General features: G+C 25.1%; 27 protein-coding genes. 9 read left to right on the top strand and 18 right to left on the bottom strand.

The features are described from left to right. Positions 1-43: 43 nt before the first annotated feature. The gene (locus BN346_RS21640) at positions 44-199 is read right to left on the bottom strand and encodes a hypothetical protein (protein WP_158644476.1); all 156 of its coding nucleotides are present in this window, start codon (positions 197-199) and stop codon (positions 44-46) included. Positions 200-367: 168 nt separating this feature from the next. Here BN346_RS21640 and BN346_RS10280 point away from each other — a divergent pair, with 168 nt between their 5' ends. The 5 genes from BN346_RS10280 (at position 368) to BN346_RS10260 (ending at position 2,898) form a co-directional block, all read left to right on the top strand. Continuing rightward, the gene (locus BN346_RS10280) at positions 368-706 is read left to right on the top strand and encodes a helix-turn-helix domain-containing protein (protein ID WP_040328410.1); all 339 of its coding nucleotides are present in this window, start codon (positions 368-370) and stop codon (positions 704-706) included. A 91-nt stretch (positions 707-797) separates the two neighbouring features. After that, complete coding sequence (locus BN346_RS20545; RefSeq protein ID WP_051540269.1) at positions 798-1,136, top strand: helix-turn-helix transcriptional regulator; 339 nt, start codon at positions 798-800, stop codon at positions 1,134-1,136. Between the two features lie 302 nt (positions 1,137-1,438). Next, a complete protein-coding gene (locus tag BN346_RS10270; protein WP_040328409.1) occupies positions 1,439-1,822 on the top strand; it encodes a helix-turn-helix domain-containing protein in 384 nt (127 codons plus the stop codon). Positions 1,823-2,198: 376 nt separating this feature from the next. Beyond that, a complete protein-coding gene (locus BN346_RS21635) occupies positions 2,199-2,468 on the top strand; it encodes a helix-turn-helix domain-containing protein (RefSeq protein ID WP_040328408.1) in 270 nt (89 codons plus the stop codon). Positions 2,469-2,583: 115 nt separating this feature from the next. Next, positions 2,584-2,898, top strand: a complete 315-nt coding sequence (locus BN346_RS10260; protein ID WP_040328407.1) for a helix-turn-helix domain-containing protein — start codon at positions 2,584-2,586, stop codon at positions 2,896-2,898. Between the two features lie 86 nt (positions 2,899-2,984). Here the strand turns inward: BN346_RS10260 and BN346_RS10255 are convergent, their stop codons facing one another. The 6 genes from BN346_RS10255 to BN346_RS21930 form a co-directional block, all read right to left on the bottom strand. After that, a complete protein-coding gene (locus tag BN346_RS10255; protein ID WP_051540267.1) occupies positions 2,985-5,321 on the bottom strand; it encodes a type IV secretory system conjugative DNA transfer family protein in 2,337 nt (778 codons plus the stop codon). Next, complete coding sequence (locus BN346_RS10250) at positions 5,318-5,593, bottom strand: hypothetical protein (RefSeq protein WP_040328405.1); 276 nt, start codon at positions 5,591-5,593, stop codon at positions 5,318-5,320. Before BN346_RS10250 ends, BN346_RS10255 begins: the two co-directional genes overlap by 4 nt. Positions 5,594-5,606: 13 nt before the next feature. Beyond that, entirely contained in the window at positions 5,607-6,014 is a 408-nt protein-coding gene (locus BN346_RS10245) for a hypothetical protein (RefSeq protein WP_040328404.1), read from the bottom strand. A gap of 320 nt (positions 6,015-6,334) precedes the next feature. Further along, a complete protein-coding gene (locus BN346_RS10240) occupies positions 6,335-6,541 on the bottom strand; it encodes a hypothetical protein (RefSeq protein WP_040328403.1) in 207 nt (68 codons plus the stop codon). A 667-nt stretch (positions 6,542-7,208) separates the two neighbouring features. Then, entirely contained in the window at positions 7,209-8,111 is a 903-nt protein-coding gene (locus BN346_RS10235; RefSeq protein WP_040328401.1) for a helix-turn-helix domain-containing protein, read from the bottom strand. Between the two features lie 316 nt (positions 8,112-8,427). After that, entirely contained in the window at positions 8,428-8,580 is a 153-nt protein-coding gene (locus BN346_RS21930; RefSeq protein ID WP_187372135.1) for a hypothetical protein, read from the bottom strand. A gap of 299 nt (positions 8,581-8,879) precedes the next feature. Between BN346_RS21930 and BN346_RS10230 the strand changes: the two genes are divergently transcribed. Genes BN346_RS10230 through BN346_RS21630 form a run of 3 tightly spaced genes read left to right on the top strand, consistent with a single transcriptional unit; the run spans position 8,880 to position 10,201 of the window. Beyond that, on the top strand, positions 8,880-9,770 hold the full coding sequence (locus BN346_RS10230) for a ParM/StbA family protein (RefSeq protein ID WP_040328399.1): 891 nt from the start codon (positions 8,880-8,882) through the stop codon (positions 9,768-9,770). Beyond that, positions 9,763-9,978, top strand: coding sequence for a hypothetical protein (locus tag BN346_RS10225; protein ID WP_040328397.1), 216 nt, complete (start codon positions 9,763-9,765; stop codon positions 9,976-9,978). The genes BN346_RS10230 and BN346_RS10225 overlap by 8 nt, the downstream gene beginning before the upstream one ends. 55 nt (positions 9,979-10,033) lie before the next feature. Next, complete coding sequence (locus BN346_RS21630; RefSeq protein ID WP_158644475.1) at positions 10,034-10,201, top strand: hypothetical protein; 168 nt, start codon at positions 10,034-10,036, stop codon at positions 10,199-10,201. Between the two features lie 52 nt (positions 10,202-10,253). Here BN346_RS21630 and BN346_RS10220 read toward each other — a convergent pair whose 3' ends face one another. The 7 genes from BN346_RS10220 to BN346_RS10190 form a co-directional block, all read right to left on the bottom strand. Next, a complete protein-coding gene (locus tag BN346_RS10220) occupies positions 10,254-10,862 on the bottom strand; it encodes a hypothetical protein (protein WP_040328395.1) in 609 nt (202 codons plus the stop codon). A 207-nt stretch (positions 10,863-11,069) separates the two neighbouring features. Further along, positions 11,070-11,249 carry an AbrB/MazE/SpoVT family DNA-binding domain-containing protein gene (locus BN346_RS10215; RefSeq protein WP_040328394.1) on the bottom strand — a complete coding sequence of 60 codons (180 nt, stop codon included), beginning with the start codon at positions 11,247-11,249 and terminating at the stop codon, positions 11,070-11,072. Positions 11,250-11,259: 10 nt separating this feature from the next. Further along, positions 11,260-11,877: an IbrB-like domain-containing protein gene (locus BN346_RS10210; RefSeq protein WP_081770980.1), complete on the bottom strand. Its 618-nt coding sequence runs from the start codon at positions 11,875-11,877 to the stop codon at positions 11,260-11,262. Next, positions 11,877-13,184 carry a DUF3440 domain-containing protein gene (locus BN346_RS10205; RefSeq protein ID WP_040328393.1) on the bottom strand — a complete coding sequence of 436 codons (1,308 nt, stop codon included), beginning with the start codon at positions 13,182-13,184 and terminating at the stop codon, positions 11,877-11,879. Before BN346_RS10205 ends, BN346_RS10210 begins: the two co-directional genes overlap by 1 nt. After that, positions 13,171-13,581, bottom strand: a complete 411-nt coding sequence (locus BN346_RS10200; RefSeq protein WP_040328392.1) for a hypothetical protein — start codon at positions 13,579-13,581, stop codon at positions 13,171-13,173. The genes BN346_RS10205 and BN346_RS10200 overlap by 14 nt, the downstream gene beginning before the upstream one ends. Before the next feature lie 92 nt (positions 13,582-13,673). Further along, the gene (locus tag BN346_RS10195; protein WP_341350020.1) at positions 13,674-15,056 is read right to left on the bottom strand and encodes a DEAD/DEAH box helicase; all 1,383 of its coding nucleotides are present in this window, start codon (positions 15,054-15,056) and stop codon (positions 13,674-13,676) included. An 86-nt stretch (positions 15,057-15,142) separates the two neighbouring features. Beyond that, complete coding sequence (locus tag BN346_RS10190) at positions 15,143-16,306, bottom strand: hypothetical protein (protein WP_040328391.1); 1,164 nt, start codon at positions 16,304-16,306, stop codon at positions 15,143-15,145. Positions 16,307-16,471: 165 nt separating this feature from the next. On the opposite strand from BN346_RS10190, the gene BN346_RS10185 reads away from it, so the two are divergent. Continuing rightward, the gene (locus tag BN346_RS10185; protein WP_040328389.1) at positions 16,472-16,690 is read left to right on the top strand and encodes a hypothetical protein; all 219 of its coding nucleotides are present in this window, start codon (positions 16,472-16,474) and stop codon (positions 16,688-16,690) included. Positions 16,691-16,741: 51 nt separating this feature from the next. Here BN346_RS10185 and BN346_RS20540 read toward each other — a convergent pair whose 3' ends face one another. The 4 genes from BN346_RS20540 to BN346_RS10165 form a co-directional block, all read right to left on the bottom strand. After that, positions 16,742-17,761 (bottom strand): GH25 family lysozyme, encoded by a 1,020-nt coding sequence (locus BN346_RS20540; protein ID WP_051540264.1) that lies wholly within the window; start codon positions 17,759-17,761, stop codon positions 16,742-16,744. Next, positions 17,751-17,999, bottom strand: coding sequence for a hypothetical protein (locus BN346_RS10175; RefSeq protein ID WP_051540262.1), 249 nt, complete (start codon positions 17,997-17,999; stop codon positions 17,751-17,753). Before BN346_RS10175 ends, BN346_RS20540 begins: the two co-directional genes overlap by 11 nt. 13 nt (positions 18,000-18,012) lie before the next feature. Next, entirely contained in the window at positions 18,013-18,231 is a 219-nt protein-coding gene (locus BN346_RS10170) for a BhlA/UviB family holin-like peptide (RefSeq protein ID WP_040328387.1), read from the bottom strand. A gap of 123 nt (positions 18,232-18,354) precedes the next feature. After that, complete coding sequence (locus BN346_RS10165; protein ID WP_040328385.1) at positions 18,355-19,083, bottom strand: helix-turn-helix transcriptional regulator; 729 nt, start codon at positions 19,081-19,083, stop codon at positions 18,355-18,357. Positions 19,084-19,294 lie beyond the last annotated feature (211 nt).

Raw genomic sequence — 19,294 nt, 5'->3', positions numbered from 1 at the left:
GGAGTTTATATTTTTAACCCCATAAATAGTAAAAATATAGTACTTATTGTTGTACAATCTTTTCAACTTTATTCTCATCGAACCTTTTTAAAACCCCAGCTTCTGCTATTTTGGCCATGTTAGCCATGCTCAGTATATGGTATTGGCTCTCTTTAGATAATTTATTGAAAATTAAAGACATTTTTTCTACTCTATCCATGGACTTGTCCTCCTTTTTTATTAACTTTGTGCTATTAGTATATTACTAACTTAATATTACGTCAACTATTTTTATTAATTTTGTGATATTTTTTTCAATATAATATTGTTTTTATATTTAATTTGTGATATTGTAATATTACAAATTAAATATGGAGGTAATTTATTTATGGTTAAACGTGTTAAAGATATTCGTAAATCTTTAGGTTTAAATCAAACAGAATTTGCAAAGCATTTAGGACTGACACAAACAGCATATTCCATGATTGAAAATGGCAACAGACCCTTATCTGATAAATATATAAAAGTTATATGTTCAGAATTTGGTGTGAATGAAAATTGGATAAGAACCGGTTTAGGCGAAATTTTTTCATCATCACCATACGAAAAAGAATTTATGAATGTATTCGAAAATCTTACTACTGAATCTCAAGATTATTTACTTAAAATGGCTAAAGAACTTTTAAATACTCAAGAGAAATTATTAAAATCAAAAGAGAGCAAATAGATCTCTCTTTTGATTTATTTCATCTATAATGAAGAAATTATAAAACTAGATAAATCTCTTTTTCATACTTACATTACTTCGAGGTGATAAAATGTATTTTTCAAATAAATTAAAACTAATAAGAACTACAAATAAATTAACTCAAGAACAATTTGCTGAATCAATCGGAGTTTCAAGATCTAATATAGCAAATTTAGAATTAGGTAATGTCAAACCAACTAAACTGCTTATAAATTGCATTGCTCTAACTTACAACATAGATAAGGAATGGCTTATTAACAACAATTATGACGGTTCAGATGGTATAAAAAAAAGCACTAAAACACCGATTCCAGATTTACTTATTGAGAAATATATACAATTAGATAAAAAATATCAAGAATTTGTTTTAAGTCAAATCTTAGAATTATTAAGACTCCAATCAATTTAATAAAGTTATAAATAGTGAGTAGCTTAGCTGCTCTTTATTTATAACTTTATTAAATTAAAGACATTTTTCATGCTTTATATATCATTTCTCCTACTCTCCTTTTCATTAATTTTATAACTATATACTGTATTTTAATAACTCATATGCCTTATTTTATCGCTTTTGAATATATATAAACCTCTTTGCATTACCTATATATTACTACTTTTATTATTTCTTAGCAATATTAAAATTGTATTTTTTTTATTTTTATATTGCATTGCCATAAAAATACGGTATAATATATCTCAGGAGGTTTTGTTATGGACAATATTAAATTTAGAATAAAAGAACTTCGAGAATCTGAAAAACTTTCACAAAAAAGCTTTGGGGATAAAATCAATTTATCACAAAGTCAAGTAGCATCTTATGAAAGTGGTCATAGAAACTTAACTGAAAGAACTATAAACGATATATGTAGGGTATTCAATGTTAATCAAAATTGGTTATTAAAAAATGAGGGCGATATGTATATATCACAAAAAGATGATGAAATTTTAGCTGATGCATTAGCTAAAATTTCATTATCTAATAATAAGCAATTATATAAGGTTATTTCACAACTTACTAAGTTAGATGAAAAATATATTGATTTAGTTAATAATTTATTAGATGCTATAATATGTGAAAATAAGAAAGACAAGTAATTTAATTACTTGTTTTTTTTTAAACTATTAGCATATAAGTATATTAATTTTAATAATCTATAATCATCTAATTCATTTATTAGTTCAATTATCTTTTTTTTTACATTGTCCATTATTTAAGTCACTCCCCTATTTTTTTATTTAAGATATTTCGTATATTTTTAAGTCTAGACTTATTCATATAAAATTTACAAACACATTATAGCACGAAAATCCATGACACCCAGGCATACTTTTCCCAAAATTCTACATAAATAAACATTTTGTAAATATTTTCATTATTTCGAACAATAATTATAATTATAATTTAATATATAATTATAATAGTATCTTTTTAATAAATAATTGTAAAAAAAAGTATGAAAAGGGTGATATTGTGTCAAAAAAATTTAATAATTATAGACGTTCAAGAAATATATCACAAAAAAAATTAGCTACATTTTTAAATCTATCTCAAAGTTATATTTCAAAAGTTGAAAGTTTTAAACGAATACCTAAAATTAAATTATTTTTTTTAATAGCAATAAAATTGCATATATGCCCTAAACTTTTAATAGATGAATATGTATGTGAACTTTGTAAACTTAAACATCCTGAATTAAAGTATTGTTGTATAGAAGAACAATCTAAAAAAGAAAACGACTAATAAATATAATATATTATACTTTAAGCTTACTTTTTGGTAGTATATTAACATTTGAATGTAATAGCAATTGTTAATGTTAAAATATTTCTGTTAGAATTATTTTAGGAGTATTTTAATGGACATACGTAGAAGTTTAGGCCTTAAAGTTAGTATACTAAGAAATGCTAAAGAGCTAACTCAGGAAGAATTTGCAAATAAAATTAATGTTAGTAGGGGATTAATATCAAAAATAGAAAATGGAACAATTGTTCCTAGTTGTGAAGTTATTAGGAATATTGGTAAAGAATTTAATGTTTCTTCCGATTGGTTATTAGATTTAAATACAACTATGTTAAATTCGGATACATTAAAACTGATATATATTTTTAACCAATTTGATAATGAGAAACGTAATAATATACTTATTTTTCTTGAGTCTATGCTAAAATAAGCTAGTAATATTTTAATCATTTTAAATATTACTAGCTTATTTTAGTATAATAGATATTGATCTATTTAAATCAATATCTATTATTGTTATTTAATTGGTTTAGGAAGTTGGCTTATAAAGCTAGAATATCCTTTACTATAGTAAATTAGATTTAAACTGTGAAATTGCTTCATATCTCTCAAATCTTCAAATTCAAAATTATTTATTTTTGATTTAAAATGTTTAAAATCATCTTCTAGACATCCTTTTAACATCATATAACTGCTTCCACTAGCTTCTAATGTATTGAATATTCTTTCTAATTGTTTTATATATTGTGTACTAAATACAAACTTACAGCCAAATTTTCTTGATTGCGGTAATATATATTCTAATGTATTCATACATGTAGGTGCCTGGAATACTTCATCTATTATTACATTTGTTCTCAATGGTTTATCATGAAGTCCACCACGAATTTGACTAGCTAACCATATTTTACTTACCCAATAAGTAACCATTATATTTTTAATCATAGGACTCTGAAAATCTTGTTCATTCATTTTTATTAATACAACTTTACCATTTTCCATACATTCAACTAAATTTATATTATCTTTTAATGACTTATTATACATATACTTCAATTTAAAATCTTCTCTAAGCATACCTATTCTGTCTAGTATATGTTCTATTTTACTTGCTTTAGTTCCTATGATATCTGGTATAGGATTATCATTAGTTACTTTTGAATACTCATTTAATTCATCTAATGTATTCAATTCATCTTCTAACATATTTCTTAAATTATCATTCAAATTACTAATATATTTCTTTCTTTTGTCATGTTTTTCTAAACAATCAATAACAGATTTAATACTATTATGACCTTGTGATAATACTATTGTTGCTGCACTATTTAAATATCTTCTCATTCTACTACTTAATGGATCTCCTACACTTATTGCATCTACTAAAGCCATTACTTGCTGTGATTGTAAATTAGCCAACTTTAATTTTTCAAAATCACTCATATCTTCCTTTATCGCAATTTCATTATAGCCTAATCCTTGGATTCCTTTCTCAGTACCTAAATCAATTTCTACTATTTTTTCTTTAGATACAACTTTTTTTATGCTATCACTTAATTCACAATTCTTTATGAAATCAATTATAATTACACTCTCATTACTCTCTGTACAATAATGCGCATAATTGCTCATATAAGTTGTTTTGCCTCCACCTTGAGATCCTATAAGGACTAAAGGAAGATTTCCAATATTATATTCATTTTCTAAATAAGAATTGTATTTGGCTTCTTTATATTTAACTTCTCCTAAATATTTAGTTCCAGCTTGTAATTCTAGTGGTAATGGATTCTCAATAACTTTTGTATGTTCTATGCTATATTCATTAAGTAATTCTCTTCCTGGAGATTGTAAAAAATTATGACATTCTTCCGTACTAAATATATTATCTTCTATTCCCTTAAATTTTTTATCTTCTATTCGTAATGGATATTTTGTTTTTTTATAAACTAAAGTATTATCTTCCTCTAATGCTTTATAACTTTGACATACACTTAATGCATTTGTATTTGCTCTATTTAAGTCTGAGCTTTCAGATACAATTGCAATTTGTGTTTTCAATACATTTTGTGTACCTTTATTCAACGTTGACTCGGATAATTTCTTTGTATTTATACTTAAAACATCTGCTAATGATTCAACTAGACTTATATTCTCCTTATTTTTGCTTGAAATTGTAAATAAATCATTTATTACACCATTTAGCATATCTAAAATTTCTACTAGTACATTTGCAATAAGTCTAAATATATATCCAGCGCTATGCTGCCTTTCTAAAGATTTATGATTTTCCCATCTAGTTATTGAATTTTTATAGCAACTTCTCCACATATCATCTCCATAATATTGAAAATTATATAATATACTTACTCTATCCCCTGATTCCATAATATCAAATGCATTAAGTATGGAGTTAAGCGGTTCATTGCTACTTTTATTTATTTTTAAGCTAAGAGCATCTTCAAACTTATAATTTAATTGATATTTAACAGAATTATTATTAAATGGTTTTATCATATTAACTTCTTCTATATCACTTTTATTCCAAACCTCTCTAATTTTTTCTTTAGCTAAATTTTTGTAGTGTTGTGGCACTATAAAATAGAAACATATATCATTCTTATCTGATTTATTCATATCAATCATATAGCAAAATTTCCAATCTGTATGATATATATATTTTTTTTCAATTCTTTCAATTCTTTGGTTTACACTTTTAAACATACTACATATAGATTTTGCCAAGCATGATGAAGTTTGATTTCTATTGCTTTTATGAGGTATAACCTTTAAGTAAATATAAGTTGGTTTAATTATTTGATAGTATTTATCTAGTGGCATTTTTAGATTTTTCACTTTGAAATCACCCCTATTGCTTGAATTAATATATAAATGATAAATGATAATGTTATACCTTTCCCATATTTCTTATATCCAAGTGCGTACAAGATTATACAAGCTAATGCACTAGTTATACAGATAGGTGTTGATATTTCAACTAGGCCATTCCATAAATCTATTAGAATATGAGTTGGATGAAATAAATACTCAAATCCTCGTGCTATTGTTTGTACCCCTTCTGTTAACTTATCTAATGTTCCATTTACTGCAATTACACTAACATACATTACATATCACCTTCTAATTATTTATATAAGCTGGTAATTCCATAAAAACCTTTGGAATTAAAAGTAGACTTCCAAAAATTATAATATATTTCATAAAGATACTTCCTATATCTTTAGTTCTTCCACCTTGTAATGCTGTTTGTATAATTTCTTTAATACACATTGCTATACAAACCCATCTTCCAATCCATTGCATTGTTTCTAATAACTTAAATCCTAAATTATCCATAGAAGTCATAACACCAGATTCTGCTGCATATACACAAGTATTTTGTATATATAGTAAACTTCCTAAAATTATTATTGCTTTTTTATTTATATCTTTATTTGCAATTATTTTAGTTGCATTTTCTTCAGCAAGAGCATATTGATTTTTTAATTTTCTTATATTTCTATTTTCATAAAATCCAATTACTTTCATAGTTTCCTCCTTAAAATTAATGAATACAATTATAATTTTATGGTTACAATATAAATATCAAATAAAAAGTAAAGGTGGTTGATTGAAATGACAGTAGAGTTTGGAATAGCTTTATTCTTTGCTGGTATTGAATTAGCATCGAAGTTAGTACCACTTCTTATAAAATAATAATAAATAAATTGTTAATATATTATAAAATGTAGCAACTTTTAAACCCTACCAGCATATCCTACGTAGTGAACACGAAGTCGTAGACGTTGTGAGAAACGTAGTAGAAACTGGGAAAGTCTATCTGTAAATCAGGTAGGCTTTTTTACTGCTTATTTATCTATTATTTCGCTTAAATCAATTGATTTAAATTTAGTTTTTTCTGTAGTATCTAATCCTAATACTTCTATTGGTAATCTTCCTAAAAGAATATCTTTAATTATGCTACTAGTATTGCTATAACTGCTTAATTTATTGTAGAGTTCTACCTCCTCTTTTAGATTTGCTTTAAAATTTATTGTTATTCTCAATCGTTTCATTGTTACCCCCTTGCATATAATTAATACCAATGGCTACCTAAGTATATATTTATTGGGTTACATTTGTCGGTGTGTGGTTGCCAATGTCCTATACTGTATACTATTTAAATTATTTAAAAGTGTTACAAAAAAATAGAAAATTTATATGATATAATATAAGGTTTAGAAAAGAATAGGAAAGGAGCTCTTCAGTTTATCTTTGAAATACATCGATTCTCTTCCAGATATTATATAAAGAAGAAGTTGAAATACAGATATTAGCTTAAAATAAAAAAAGCTAACAAACCTTTAAATATAGCCAGTTGTAGTTATTTAAAACATATTAAAAATTAAAAACTATACCGTTAAAAATTAAAAACTATACATATATATCGTTAAAAATTAAAAATCATACCGTTAAAAATTAAAAACTATACCGTTAAAAATTAAAAACTATGAATATAATATTTTTTAATTATCCACAAATATGTTAGTAAAATTATAAAATATTGCATGAAATAAGATAAAAAAATAGAGAACTAAATAAATTCTCTACTAGTTGAAATTTTTGTTAAATAAAGATACGACAAATAGACTTACTAATAATAGACTATAGTAAATCTTAATAATCTTATTAAATTTTAAAAAATGTATACTTAAAAAAGTACAGAATATATCTATTATATTTTTAGTTTACATTTAATGTATTTAGTCCATTAAATGAAGCACTTTTAATAAGTGTTCTGACTAATCCACCAAGAGTTTCTTTAATACTAATAGTATTTAAGAATATATACATTAATGCATTAGAAATAGATTTACAACCATATTCTATACTCATTTGAACTAAATCTGATAAATCTTTTCTATCAAAATTTATGTTAGTATTTTTAAGTATTTTTTTAATAAACTTTCTATTACCCTTAGATACACAAGCTAAATAATTTTCAACGTTATATGTTTGGATCTCTTTGGCTTGAATATTATCTTCTTTAAATGTTAAGTCAAATAATCCATCTAATTTTTTTAAAATCTCTTTAACTTTTTTCTTACAATCAACATAACTAGGTAAATATTTTTTTATAAAGCTATAATTTCTAGTCAAAGAATCAGTACCATTAAATTTATTACCTTTATTACTATCTATAGATAAAATTAAGTCAAATGCAATTCTTAATTCATTAGCAGTAAGCTTACATAGCTCCTTGAACATGTTAAATCCTATTTTAACGTAACCACTACCACCTTCATCTTTAGTTAAATGAAGGTTTTCATATCCAACAATAATAACTTGGTGTTTGAATTTATCTATGTTTTTTACTTTAATTAATCCTGTTTTTTCTAAAGATTTTCTAGCAGTAACTACTGTTGCAACGGTTAAGTTACATAGTTTGGCTATTTCTGTATTATTAATAACAGTAGTTATACCTAGTTCATCATTATTAAATTTAATAATTTTAGATGAATAAGCTAAAAATACTAATTTTTCTGTTTTAGTAAACTTATAAGATATGTTATTTAAGGGAACTTCATTCCCATCTCTAAATAATTTTAAAATGTCTTTTGATATGTTCAATACACTTTTACTCATAAAAATAACTCCTTTTCATTATTCAAAACACATAGCTTCAAATAAATACTTAGAAGTTTTTTATAAAATCTCTTTACAAATAATCATAAAATATATATAATATGAGTATATTAATAAAGAAATAAAAAATACTTTAAGTATTTGTGATGAAAAAAGAGTTTGAAACTTTGGTCGGTGTCAACTCTTTTTTGCTATGCAATTTTATTTATTTTAAAACGATTATTATATTCTAATTTGGACAAGTTGTTACAAAAAGTTGTAATAACTTGTTTTTATTATAAATCCAATCTTATCTTTTGTAAACACTTTTATTTTTTTACAAATAGTTATCCACATATCTGCGAACCAGTTCATCAATTTCTTTTTTGATAAACTGGTTTTTATTTATAATTTCCTTTTGTTTTTCATTTATCCTTATGCTTATGACTTCTCTTTTGGCATCAGGTTCTTTTTTTCTACCTCTACTCACTTTATATCACCTCTGAATAATTCATGTTTACATTTATTTGTATATAGTTTACAATAATTGGTAATAAATGTAAACTAATTTTAGCTAAGATATATATAGTTTATAAAATGTTTTCGTTAATTTTATGATATATATAGATTATATGTTAAATTTATATATTTATACGCACAAAATGTTGACAATATAAATATAATATGAGTATAATTGAATTGTAAAATAAATGAAATATAAATTATGCGTATAATATAATCATTGTATGTACATAATATGTTTATATATGAGAAAGTGAGGAATAAAATATGATATTAGGAATTGATGTAGGCTATAGCCACACTAAAGTATGGGGTGCTAATGGTGAGTTTAGTTTTAAAAGTACAATTGAAGAAGGTATTTTAGATATATGTAATAGCATAAAAGCAGAATTTGAGGGTGGAGAATATACTATTGGAGAAAATAGTAGCAATTGTTTGTATGATAATGAAGTAAATAAAATTGAATCGTTAAACTTTAATTTATGTTTATATGCTGCAATAGGTATGGCGATGAAGAATACTACTAATGAAGATATTAAGTTAGTGACTGGTCTTCCAGCATCATATTATAAAACACAAAAGGATACTTTAACTAAAGGATTAACTAATAAAACAGTAAATATAACAATTAATGGAGAACCTAAGAGATTTACTATTACAGATGTAATTGTATTTCCACAATCTTCAGGGGTGCTGCTATTAGATCCAAATAAATTAAAAGGTGATGTATGTGTTGTAGATATTGGAGGATATACTGTAGATTTAAGTTTCTTCAATAATAAAAATCTAAAAAAATTAGATACTTTTGAATTGGGTATGAATATTTTAGCAAATTCTATTGTAACTAAAATTAAAAATGAATACACAGTAAGTTATGACATTTTAAAAGTTGATGATTTATTAGATACTAAAGAAATAATAAAAGATAATAAAGTAATTAATATTGAAAATTTATTAAATGCAGAATTAGAAAAACATGCAAAACTTATATTAAATAGACTAAATGGTATGAAGGAATATGTTACAAGCAAACATATTTTTGTTGGAGGTGGATCTTATAGGCTTGGAAAGTTTTTATTAAATGAAGAACTAGATAAAGATACAATTTTTACAAATGCAAAAGCATTTTACCTATTAGGGGTGAATAAATTTGAGTAAAGTTAAAAAAAATTTAAGTTTGGAAGAAGATATATTAAATAAAGGATTGGCAAGAGCAAAAGATTTAGGATATAATTTTAGCACTTATGTAACTTATTTAATTAATCAAGATTGCAATGGTATAGAAATAAAAACTGTACCAAAAGAAACTAAGAAAAAACTAGATAAAGAAAGTGAAAATTCCATTGATAATATTTTGAGTTTATAAGATTAAAGTAGTCTAGTTTAATTATTATACTAGTTAAATATAAAGGGGATATGTAATGAATAAGGCTTATGTTGTTAGCAAGATTCAGGATTGCTACAAGAAAGAAGTAGAGCAGTTTTTGAATGAATACAATGAGTTTACCAAAGAAGATAAGAATTACATTTTAGATAAGGCTATATATTGTTATAAAAATGAATTAGAAGATTATTTTAAGACTATATAGCTCTAATGGAAATTAGCAAAATAATAGACATATTACGCTTGTAATATGTCTATTATTTTCTATATTTATCAATAAATTCTTTAAAAGCTAAACTTATAATATCTTGTTTACTATATTGTTTATAGTAGGATGCCAATTCAGAAAAATCATTCCAAATAGCTTTATTAACTTTAATTGTTGTTGGCATATTATCACCATTAAAAGTAGGCATAATAATTTCAGAATCTACATAATTACATCCAATTACGTTTTTATTATTTATAATTTTTTTAAATTCTCCAAGATTTTCTGTAATAAAATTTAAAGCCAATAATGTTTGATTAGTTAAAGTTATAGAAGGAAATTTACACTCATAATCCTCCGTATTATCCAATTTGTTATCGTAATACTTAATATTACGATTGTTATCGCCCGAATTATTACCTATATTATTAATAGGTTCATGTTCATTTTTAGATGATATTACTTCAATTTCTAATTCATATTTTTTATTTTCTATGTTATAATAATACCCTTTACTTTTAAAACGATCTCTCACTGTGCTTTTAGCTATACCTATTTCTTTACAAGCTTTATTTATACTTCCCAATTTATAGATCAAAGTATTTATAGTATCTATTTGTTTATTTATTGGTAATCTATTAAAATTTTCTTTAGTCATATCCAAAGCCTCCTTAAATTACAATTGTATTACATTAATAATAACATATTTTTATAAGGTGTGAATTTTATTTTTTATGTTTTTTAAATTTTAATCGGATTTAAGTTTACATAATTTATAATTGTCATAATTTTAATTATGTAAACTTAATTTTAAAGTAAACCTTTGTAAATATAAAAAAAGAAGCAACAAATGTTACTTCTGAAATTAATTTTTTTCTATAATTATTTTATTATCTATGAAGGATATTTTTACATTATCTTCTTTTGATATATTCATTTCATCTATCCAGCTTTTCGGAAGGCTAACTCTACATGATGTAGATCCATTTCCTCCAGTAGTGAATATTATTTTTCTTGCTGTTTTAACTTCTCCATTCTTTGACATACTATCTCTCCTACTCCCAACTATTTGAAAAATTATTATCTTTAAATAATGCTGCAATGCCTGTAATTTGTTTTAATCTAAGTATTTCATCTAAGTCCATTCCTAAATGTTTTGCTATCCATGTATCAGTTCTACCCATTTCATGTAATTCAGCTACTATATTACTCATTAAATCTATATCGTGGCTACCACGAGCTCTATTATGTCTTATTGTTGATGCCATTCTATCACTTTTGTTTGATGTTAATTCTACTATTGGTAAATATCCATATAGTTTTTCTTTTATATCATTATGTTCTTTAGCAATTCTATTTCTATGATATCCATCAACTACTTCATATTCTCCATTTTCTAATTTATATGCTACTATTGGCTGAGTATATCCATCACACTTAATACTATCATAAAGTAATTTCATTTCTGGTGGAGCAACTGCATTTGGATTCCATGAATTAGCTTTTACCTTATCCATTGATACCCATTTTACACATTCAACTGGTTCATCAAATGGACTTATTTCAGCTAAAGTACTTTTGATATTATTAATTATTTCTACTTTATCATCTATGTTATCTATATTATTAAATTCAGTTTTTAATTCTTTTAATAAATCAGATATTTTATTCATTATAATTCTCCCCTTATTATTCCTTTATATTTTTCCATTATATTCTTTTGCCTAATTGTAAGATCCTTTGTCATTGAAAAGGATAATCCCTTACATACATAGTCATTTTTAATAATACACATACACATTCTTTTCCATGTTAAAATATCATCTTTATTATCTACTCCTGGAACTTCATCTAATATTCTTTTAAATTTAATTACTTCTTTATCACCTTTTCCACGTTTACTAAACTCATGTGTATTTATTATTGCATCAGAATAATTTTCTTCTAATTCTTTTATAAACTCTTCTTGCATTGGACATCCTACTTTATTCCAATACTTAATAAACTTAATGAATTTAGTTTTATAATTATTAGCCGTTTCAGGAGGTAATGTACTTAATAAAAACTTTGTGAAACTTTTCCAAGTATGATTTTTAGGTAATGTATAATTAGCACTCATTATTTTTTTCCCACTATAAATATTACCAAAATTAGCACCACTAACTCTATTTACAACTTTGGCCCATGTGTTAGGCTCTATAACCCTAAATAGGCTTAATCCTGCTTTAGCTTCATTACCAAATGGTTCATCAACCCTCATTTTGTGTATGCTTACACCTGCTCTATAAAATATGTCATATAATTTATTATATTCCTTTTCAAATTTGCCATTATAGGTCCATATATCTTCAACAGACCAATCATAAATTGGATAAAAATTACAAGTACTTTCTGAAACTCTAGTAGAATACTTTTTATCTTTATACATAGCTTTGTCGCCTGCTATAGCTCTAAATCTATTTAAACTTTCATCAGTTCTTATACCTACTAATGTAGCAGTTTTTTTACCTTTTCCATACCAATCACCAAAATATTTTATAAATTCTTCAAAAGGCATATTTTTTTTATAAAAATCTAGTGGATTGTTTTGTTCATTTATAACCCACTTATTTTTAGGCATTGGTCTTACCCATATAGGCTCTTTTTCTTTATCCCACCATATCCATGTAGGTTCCAAATAGCTTAAACTATTTGGACTTTCCATAGGTAAACATATCCAGTATGGGTCTAAAACATCTATATTGTTTTTTATAATACTTTCTATAAAATCTATTGTTTTTTCATAAAAAGCTTCAAGATCTATAAACATAACACCTATTTTTCTATTCCTTTTTCTAGCTTCATCTATACAAAGATTAAGCACTACCCCACTATCCTTACCACCACTAAAACTCACACATATATTTTCAAATTCATCAAATATATAGTTTATTCTTTCTTTAGCAGCATCATAAACATTTGTATTATTATATAATTTCATAAGGCTTCCTCCTTACTAGATAATAATAATTAGTTGATTCTTTTATCACTTCAAATCCTAAATCTAAATAAATATCAATGTCAAAATGTTTTTCAACTTCAGCATACATTTCTTTTGATACATGCTGATTATAAAATTCCATAATTATTTCATCCTGAATATCTTTTTTATTTTCAATTTCTTCAATAAACAAATAGCCAATAGTTATTTTATCTTTTCTTTCGATAAAACTTATAAATCCTAAAACCTCATTTTCTTTATTAGTTTTTATTATCCATTCTGTTTTATCATCATTAACTAAGTAAGGCATTAATTTTCTATAATTTCTTTCAGCAAAGTATTTCCCCATAATTGAATAAAACTCTGTTCTATTGTAATTGCACTTAAAATATTTCATAATTAAACCCTCCGTTTTACTAACTACATTTATAATATCATACCTTTTACGGTACGTCAATTAACAAATTGTTAACTTTGGAGGGTTATGGATTATTCTATTAAATCTGATTTATCTATATTATTACTTGCTTTATTATCTTTTCTCTTTTGAATCCAATTATATAATTCATATTTATCCTTAGTTCTATCTAGTTCATATTTAAAACTATTTACTAAATTTTCTTTCCTTTTTAAACATTTTATAATTCTTTCATCAAGTGTATACTCAGCACAAATATCTATTATATGAACGTTTTTATTTTGACCTATACGATGGATTCTATCCTCACTTTGGATTCTCGTTGCATAATCCCAATCATTACTGTAATAAATTATGTACGAACAAAATTGAAGATTTAATCCATATCCTGCACATGTTTTATTTGCTATTAAAAACTGTCCTTTATCCATGAACTCACATAAATTTTTTTGCCTTTGTTTTTGATTTATTTCTCCATAAAAAGGTATTGCAACATTATGTCCAAATTTAGAATTTAATATTTCTACTATATCTGTAATTTCTTTCGTGTACTTACAAAAGATAATTATTTTTTCATCAGTATTTATTTGCTCTAGTATTTCTAATAAGCATTGTATTCTTGGATTATCTAAAGGATCATTGAAAAAATCTGTTTTTTCTAGTGATTTATTTTTTGTATTTACCTTAAATCCACTTATAACATTTTGTAATCCTGTAAAAAGCCTATAAATTGTGTGTGGTTCCAATTCATCAACCTTAAATAATAATTCATCTGCTACTTTTTCGTAGTGTTCATCCTGTTCATCAGTTAATGTATAATAAATTTCATCATATGTTTTAGGTGGTAAATCCAAGCATTCGGATTTTTTAACCTGGTAACTATATGGTGCTATTTTTTCTACTAAATAGTCAGTATTTAAACAGTTACGTATTCTACCAACTTCATCAATTTCTAAGTGATTGGCTGCAAAGCTCCAATAACTTTTATAGCCTAATATTCTCCAATCTAATATATACCATTGAGAATATAAATCAGCTTCATTTCTACTTATAGGTGTTCCGTTCAATATTAATTTGTACTTACATTTTTCAGCTAATCTTGTTATATTTTTAGTTCTCTTAGTTTTATGGTTTTTTACCAAATTGCTTTCATCAACTATTAAATAACAAGATTTGTTTTTTACCAATTGTAGTAACTCTAAATTAGCCTTTATACTGCTAGAAAGAGTTTCTATACCACATATAGTAATAAGTTCAGAATTAAATTTTCCTATATGTTTTTCTATATCTTTTTTAAGATTTTCTTTAACAGAACAAGGGCATAACCATAAAACATGGCTAATCTTACCCTTATTCAATCTTATACTTATTAATTCTAGTGCTGTTCTTGTTTTTCCGGTACCCATTTCAAGTACTCTCAAAGATATAACGCCCCTACTTTTATATGCCTTAATTTTTCTACAGCATTTCTTTGATGTTCATATAGGTTTGTTAATAGCTCCATTTAATCACCACCAATTCCTATATTTTCTCATAAACTTTAATCATCTATTAAATCAGGTATTATTTCTCTACTACTCTCTAAAATTTCAGATAACCCATCTTTAGGTGTATATTTTTCAACCTCTTCTACATCTACAGTATCTACTTTTGTAAGTTCTTCTTTATATTTATCTATCAATGATACTGCTTTTTGAGAAAATTTAAATTCAAACAGCTCTGCAAATTCCTCAACTTCTTCAAAATGAGATATATCTACAAGCATTGCTCCATTTTCCCATCTAGCACCTGGTAATCCTTTAGCATCATCATATAAATTTCTATCATATCCTTGCCATCTTATTGCGAATTTAGATGTATTGGCTCTACCATATATCCATCTATCGCATTCATATTCAAAATCTCCATTTACAGCCTTTTCTCGTATATCTTTATCTTGAATAGATATACTAAAACCTTCATTTAATAATCTATTCCCTAATTCAGCTGCTCTATCTATATAACTTCCTGTTGATTCACTTATTTCTCTTTCCCATCTCCCATTTTTCCAACTATATTTAAGATCTTTTAGTATTAATCTAAAATCTTCATTTTTTTCATATGAAGCTGTTATTAGATTTTCATCTGCATTTATGTTTACAATTCCATTGTGAACTACATTAGAAGGACTTATTGTTCCCTCTTTTATAATTTGTTGTTCTAGTAGTTCCTTTAAGTCATCCTTAGCTTCCATTTCTCTATATATTTTTAAAAGTGCATCCACTAAAGAATCTCTATTATCTATAAACCATGTAGATTTTGTTTTTTGTACTAAAATATAATCCATAATATCGTTTAAATTTTCAGCAATACTACTAATTTCTTTTTTTGAAAGATCCTCAATTCGATTAAATTTTAAATCTTCTTTTACTCTATCTATATTATTTAAATAATAATCTATTTTATCTATAAATTTATCTCTTATTGTATTTCCCCAAGAAATTTGTTTTTCTGTACCTGTTAATTCTGGTAGCTCCATTTCAACAGCCTTTTCTAAAGCTTCTTTATTTATTCTTTCTCTTTCTTCTTGTAACCATTTAGCATAGCACTCTTCACATTTTCCTTCGAACCTTTTATCTGCTTTCCATTGTCTATTTTTATTAGGCCCTATTATATTTACTCTTCCTTCGTGTCCACAACTAAATGTTCCATAATACCAAGACATTTTAAAATCCCCTTTCGTTTAACCTTATAATTATATAATATCGTACCGTCTACGGTATGTCAAGTAGAAAATAAAAAACTTAAAATATTTAAGTCCAAAAATATTACTGTACAGTTATATTTAATACTTTATGTTAATATATTGTTTGTAATGGAGGATATAAATATGAGTGATAGTTTAATAGATAGATTAAGAAATAACAATAAGGCTAATGCCAATAATCTTATACAACCTAAAAATGTTAACTTAAATTTAGAAGAATACTTTAATACTACTTTGCAAGATTTGAAGAATAGTAGCTTTAATGAAAATGAATTGAAATTTATAATAAATAACATAAATAATGCTATTGAATATTCTAAAAAAACAATTAAAAATAAATAAAAAAAGAAGGTAGATTACAAGTATTTTAAACTTGCAATCTACCTTCTTTTTTTAAACTAATTTAGCAGCATCTTTCAAACTGTCATTCCTTCCTGTTCCTGGTCTACCACCTATTTGAATTATCTTTTCTGCTTTTAATCCACTTATATCAAAATCACTCTTCTTCATCATAGGACATTGATTTTTCTGTGCTACATATATAGCTGCATTTGCATCCATGTCACCAAAATAAAGTACTATTGTTTTCATATCATACACCTCTTTATTATTTTCTTTTTCAAAATTTGTTCTTATATAATCTACTGATACATATCCTCCATGGTCCCCAAAATAAATTGAATACCACTTATCTACTTTTTTATCTATCCTTATAACTGCTCCATTCGATAATGTTCCTATTATATTCCCATTAGGTTTATCTCTAACATTTAATACATCAGCTGTAACAACTCCCTCATTTTTATTAATAGTTACAACTTCATTAAATATTCCACTATTAAATTCATTAACATCACAGTTACCATTTACACCATTAACCTGTCCTTTATCACTATATTGAAATCCTACCCATGATGTCCAAATAGGATTATATCCTGGAGTGTCAACACCATAATGTGCAATCCATACCGGATACTTTGAAAGTCTTGAATCTAGTGAACTATTAGCAAAAGATGTATAAGTATATACAACAACATTTTTCCCTGTTAACCTTTTTACTTCTTTTAAAAATGTTATACATTCAGTAGTTAGTTTACTTGCATCCATTCCACAATCAACTTCTATATCTAATGCTAATAAGCAATCTGAAACTTTATTTTTAATGCACTCTACAAAATATCTAGCTTCATTTAAAGCATCACCTCTAAAAAAGTGATAAAACCCAACTTTTAATCCTTGTTCTTTTGCTCTACTATAATTTTGCTCTAAAAAAGCATCCTTATAATTATTACCTTCGGATGCTTTCATATAAACTACTTTTATCCCACTAGCTTTGACCTTACTATAATCTATATCTCCTTGCCAGTTTGAAATATCTATTCCTTTTAAATTGCTTGTACTTCTACTTTGCATCAATATCGCTCTCCTTCTTATTAAATGGATTAATAGGTAAATCCATTCCTGGTGTTTCACTGTTGTTTGCAAGTCCTAACACTATTAAAGCACTACATATAATTGTCATAGTATTTTCTAACCATCCCATATCAATATCCATTCCAAATTGTATTAGTAATAAAGCTATTAATCCTACTGTTGATGTTAAAGTACCTGTATTTTTAAATCTTTTTAACCATTCTTTAAATTGTCTCATAGTAAATTCCTCCCTATTTTAATTTTTCTTTTATGTCCTCAACATCTTGTTTTATTTCTGTTACAACTTCTATATTTTTAGTTAAATCCATTATTATTTTTTGGTTATTGTCTATAGTTGCATTTAACTTATCTTCTCTTTCCTTTGTAGTTTTAAGCACATATATTGTAAGTAATATACATGCAAGACACCATATTCCTTGTGTTCCTGCTAACTTTAATAGTTCTTCCATATTACACCTACCTTTTATAAATAAAAAAACAAAATAAAAACACCTATTAGGTGTCTATATTTTGTTTTTTATTATACTATTTATTATTTTTTCTTGTTTTATATCATTTTTCAAATGAAATATTCATTGACAGTCTAATTCTTTTTTAATCTTATCAGCAATAATTGTATCTAATAGTAATTTAGCCTTTTTTGAACAATTTCCTTTGCTATCAATAGAATTTATGTTAATTAAAGCTTGTATTATAATTTTTATGTTATCAGTATCTTTAAATAGAATTCTAAGTTCTTTTGTTATATTATTTAAAGTTGTCTGATTTATAGAAATTTTGTTTTCTTTGATATTAGTATTATTTTTTTTTACTATTATATCATCAGTATTTTTGCCTGTATATCTCCCAATTTCACAAGCATTGAAAACTTTTTTTAATTTCATTGAAGCAATATTTATAAGTATTTTTTTAGAGAATTCAGAGAATATAATTTCTTCATCTTTTTCCATTTTAACTTCATTCATATTTATTAATGCTTTATATAGAGTATCCATTACATCATCTGCTCGAAACATTGCCCTAAATAAAGCTATAACATTTTCTTCATCAGTTTTATCAACAATAGTTTCTAATTTTTTTTTATTTCTTGATCTTGTAAAATATTCTTCGTCAGCCCAATCACTAACTTTTGTATTTGTTGCATGTGCTATTTTCTCTATAGTTGTTAAAGTTGCAACCTTTTTATTTGCTTCATATGCTATAATATCTTTTTCCAAAACATTCGTTACACGAGCAAGCTCTCTTGTAGAATACGTTAATGTTTTTCTTTTTTCTTTTATTTTATTACCTTTCTTGTTCATTACTTCTCCTTGATATATCCTTATTTTATAATATATATGTAATTTAGTCATATTGTACCATACGTATTATAGAAATGTGGATAAAAATTCGATAAAATAAGAACATTTGATAATACGCATAAGTCTAAGCCTTTTAGGCTTGCTTAACAATTTGATAGGATGTTTTTCAAAAGATATATTTCCATCAGTAGTGTCGTCTTATTTTTCTAAG

Origin of the sequence: Clostridium ihumii AP5 (assembly GCF_000612845.1) — a bacterium.
GTDB classification, from domain to species: domain Bacteria; phylum Bacillota; class Clostridia; order Clostridiales; family Clostridiaceae; genus Clostridium_J; species Clostridium_J ihumii.
This window is presented reverse-complemented; position numbering and strand designations above follow the sequence as displayed.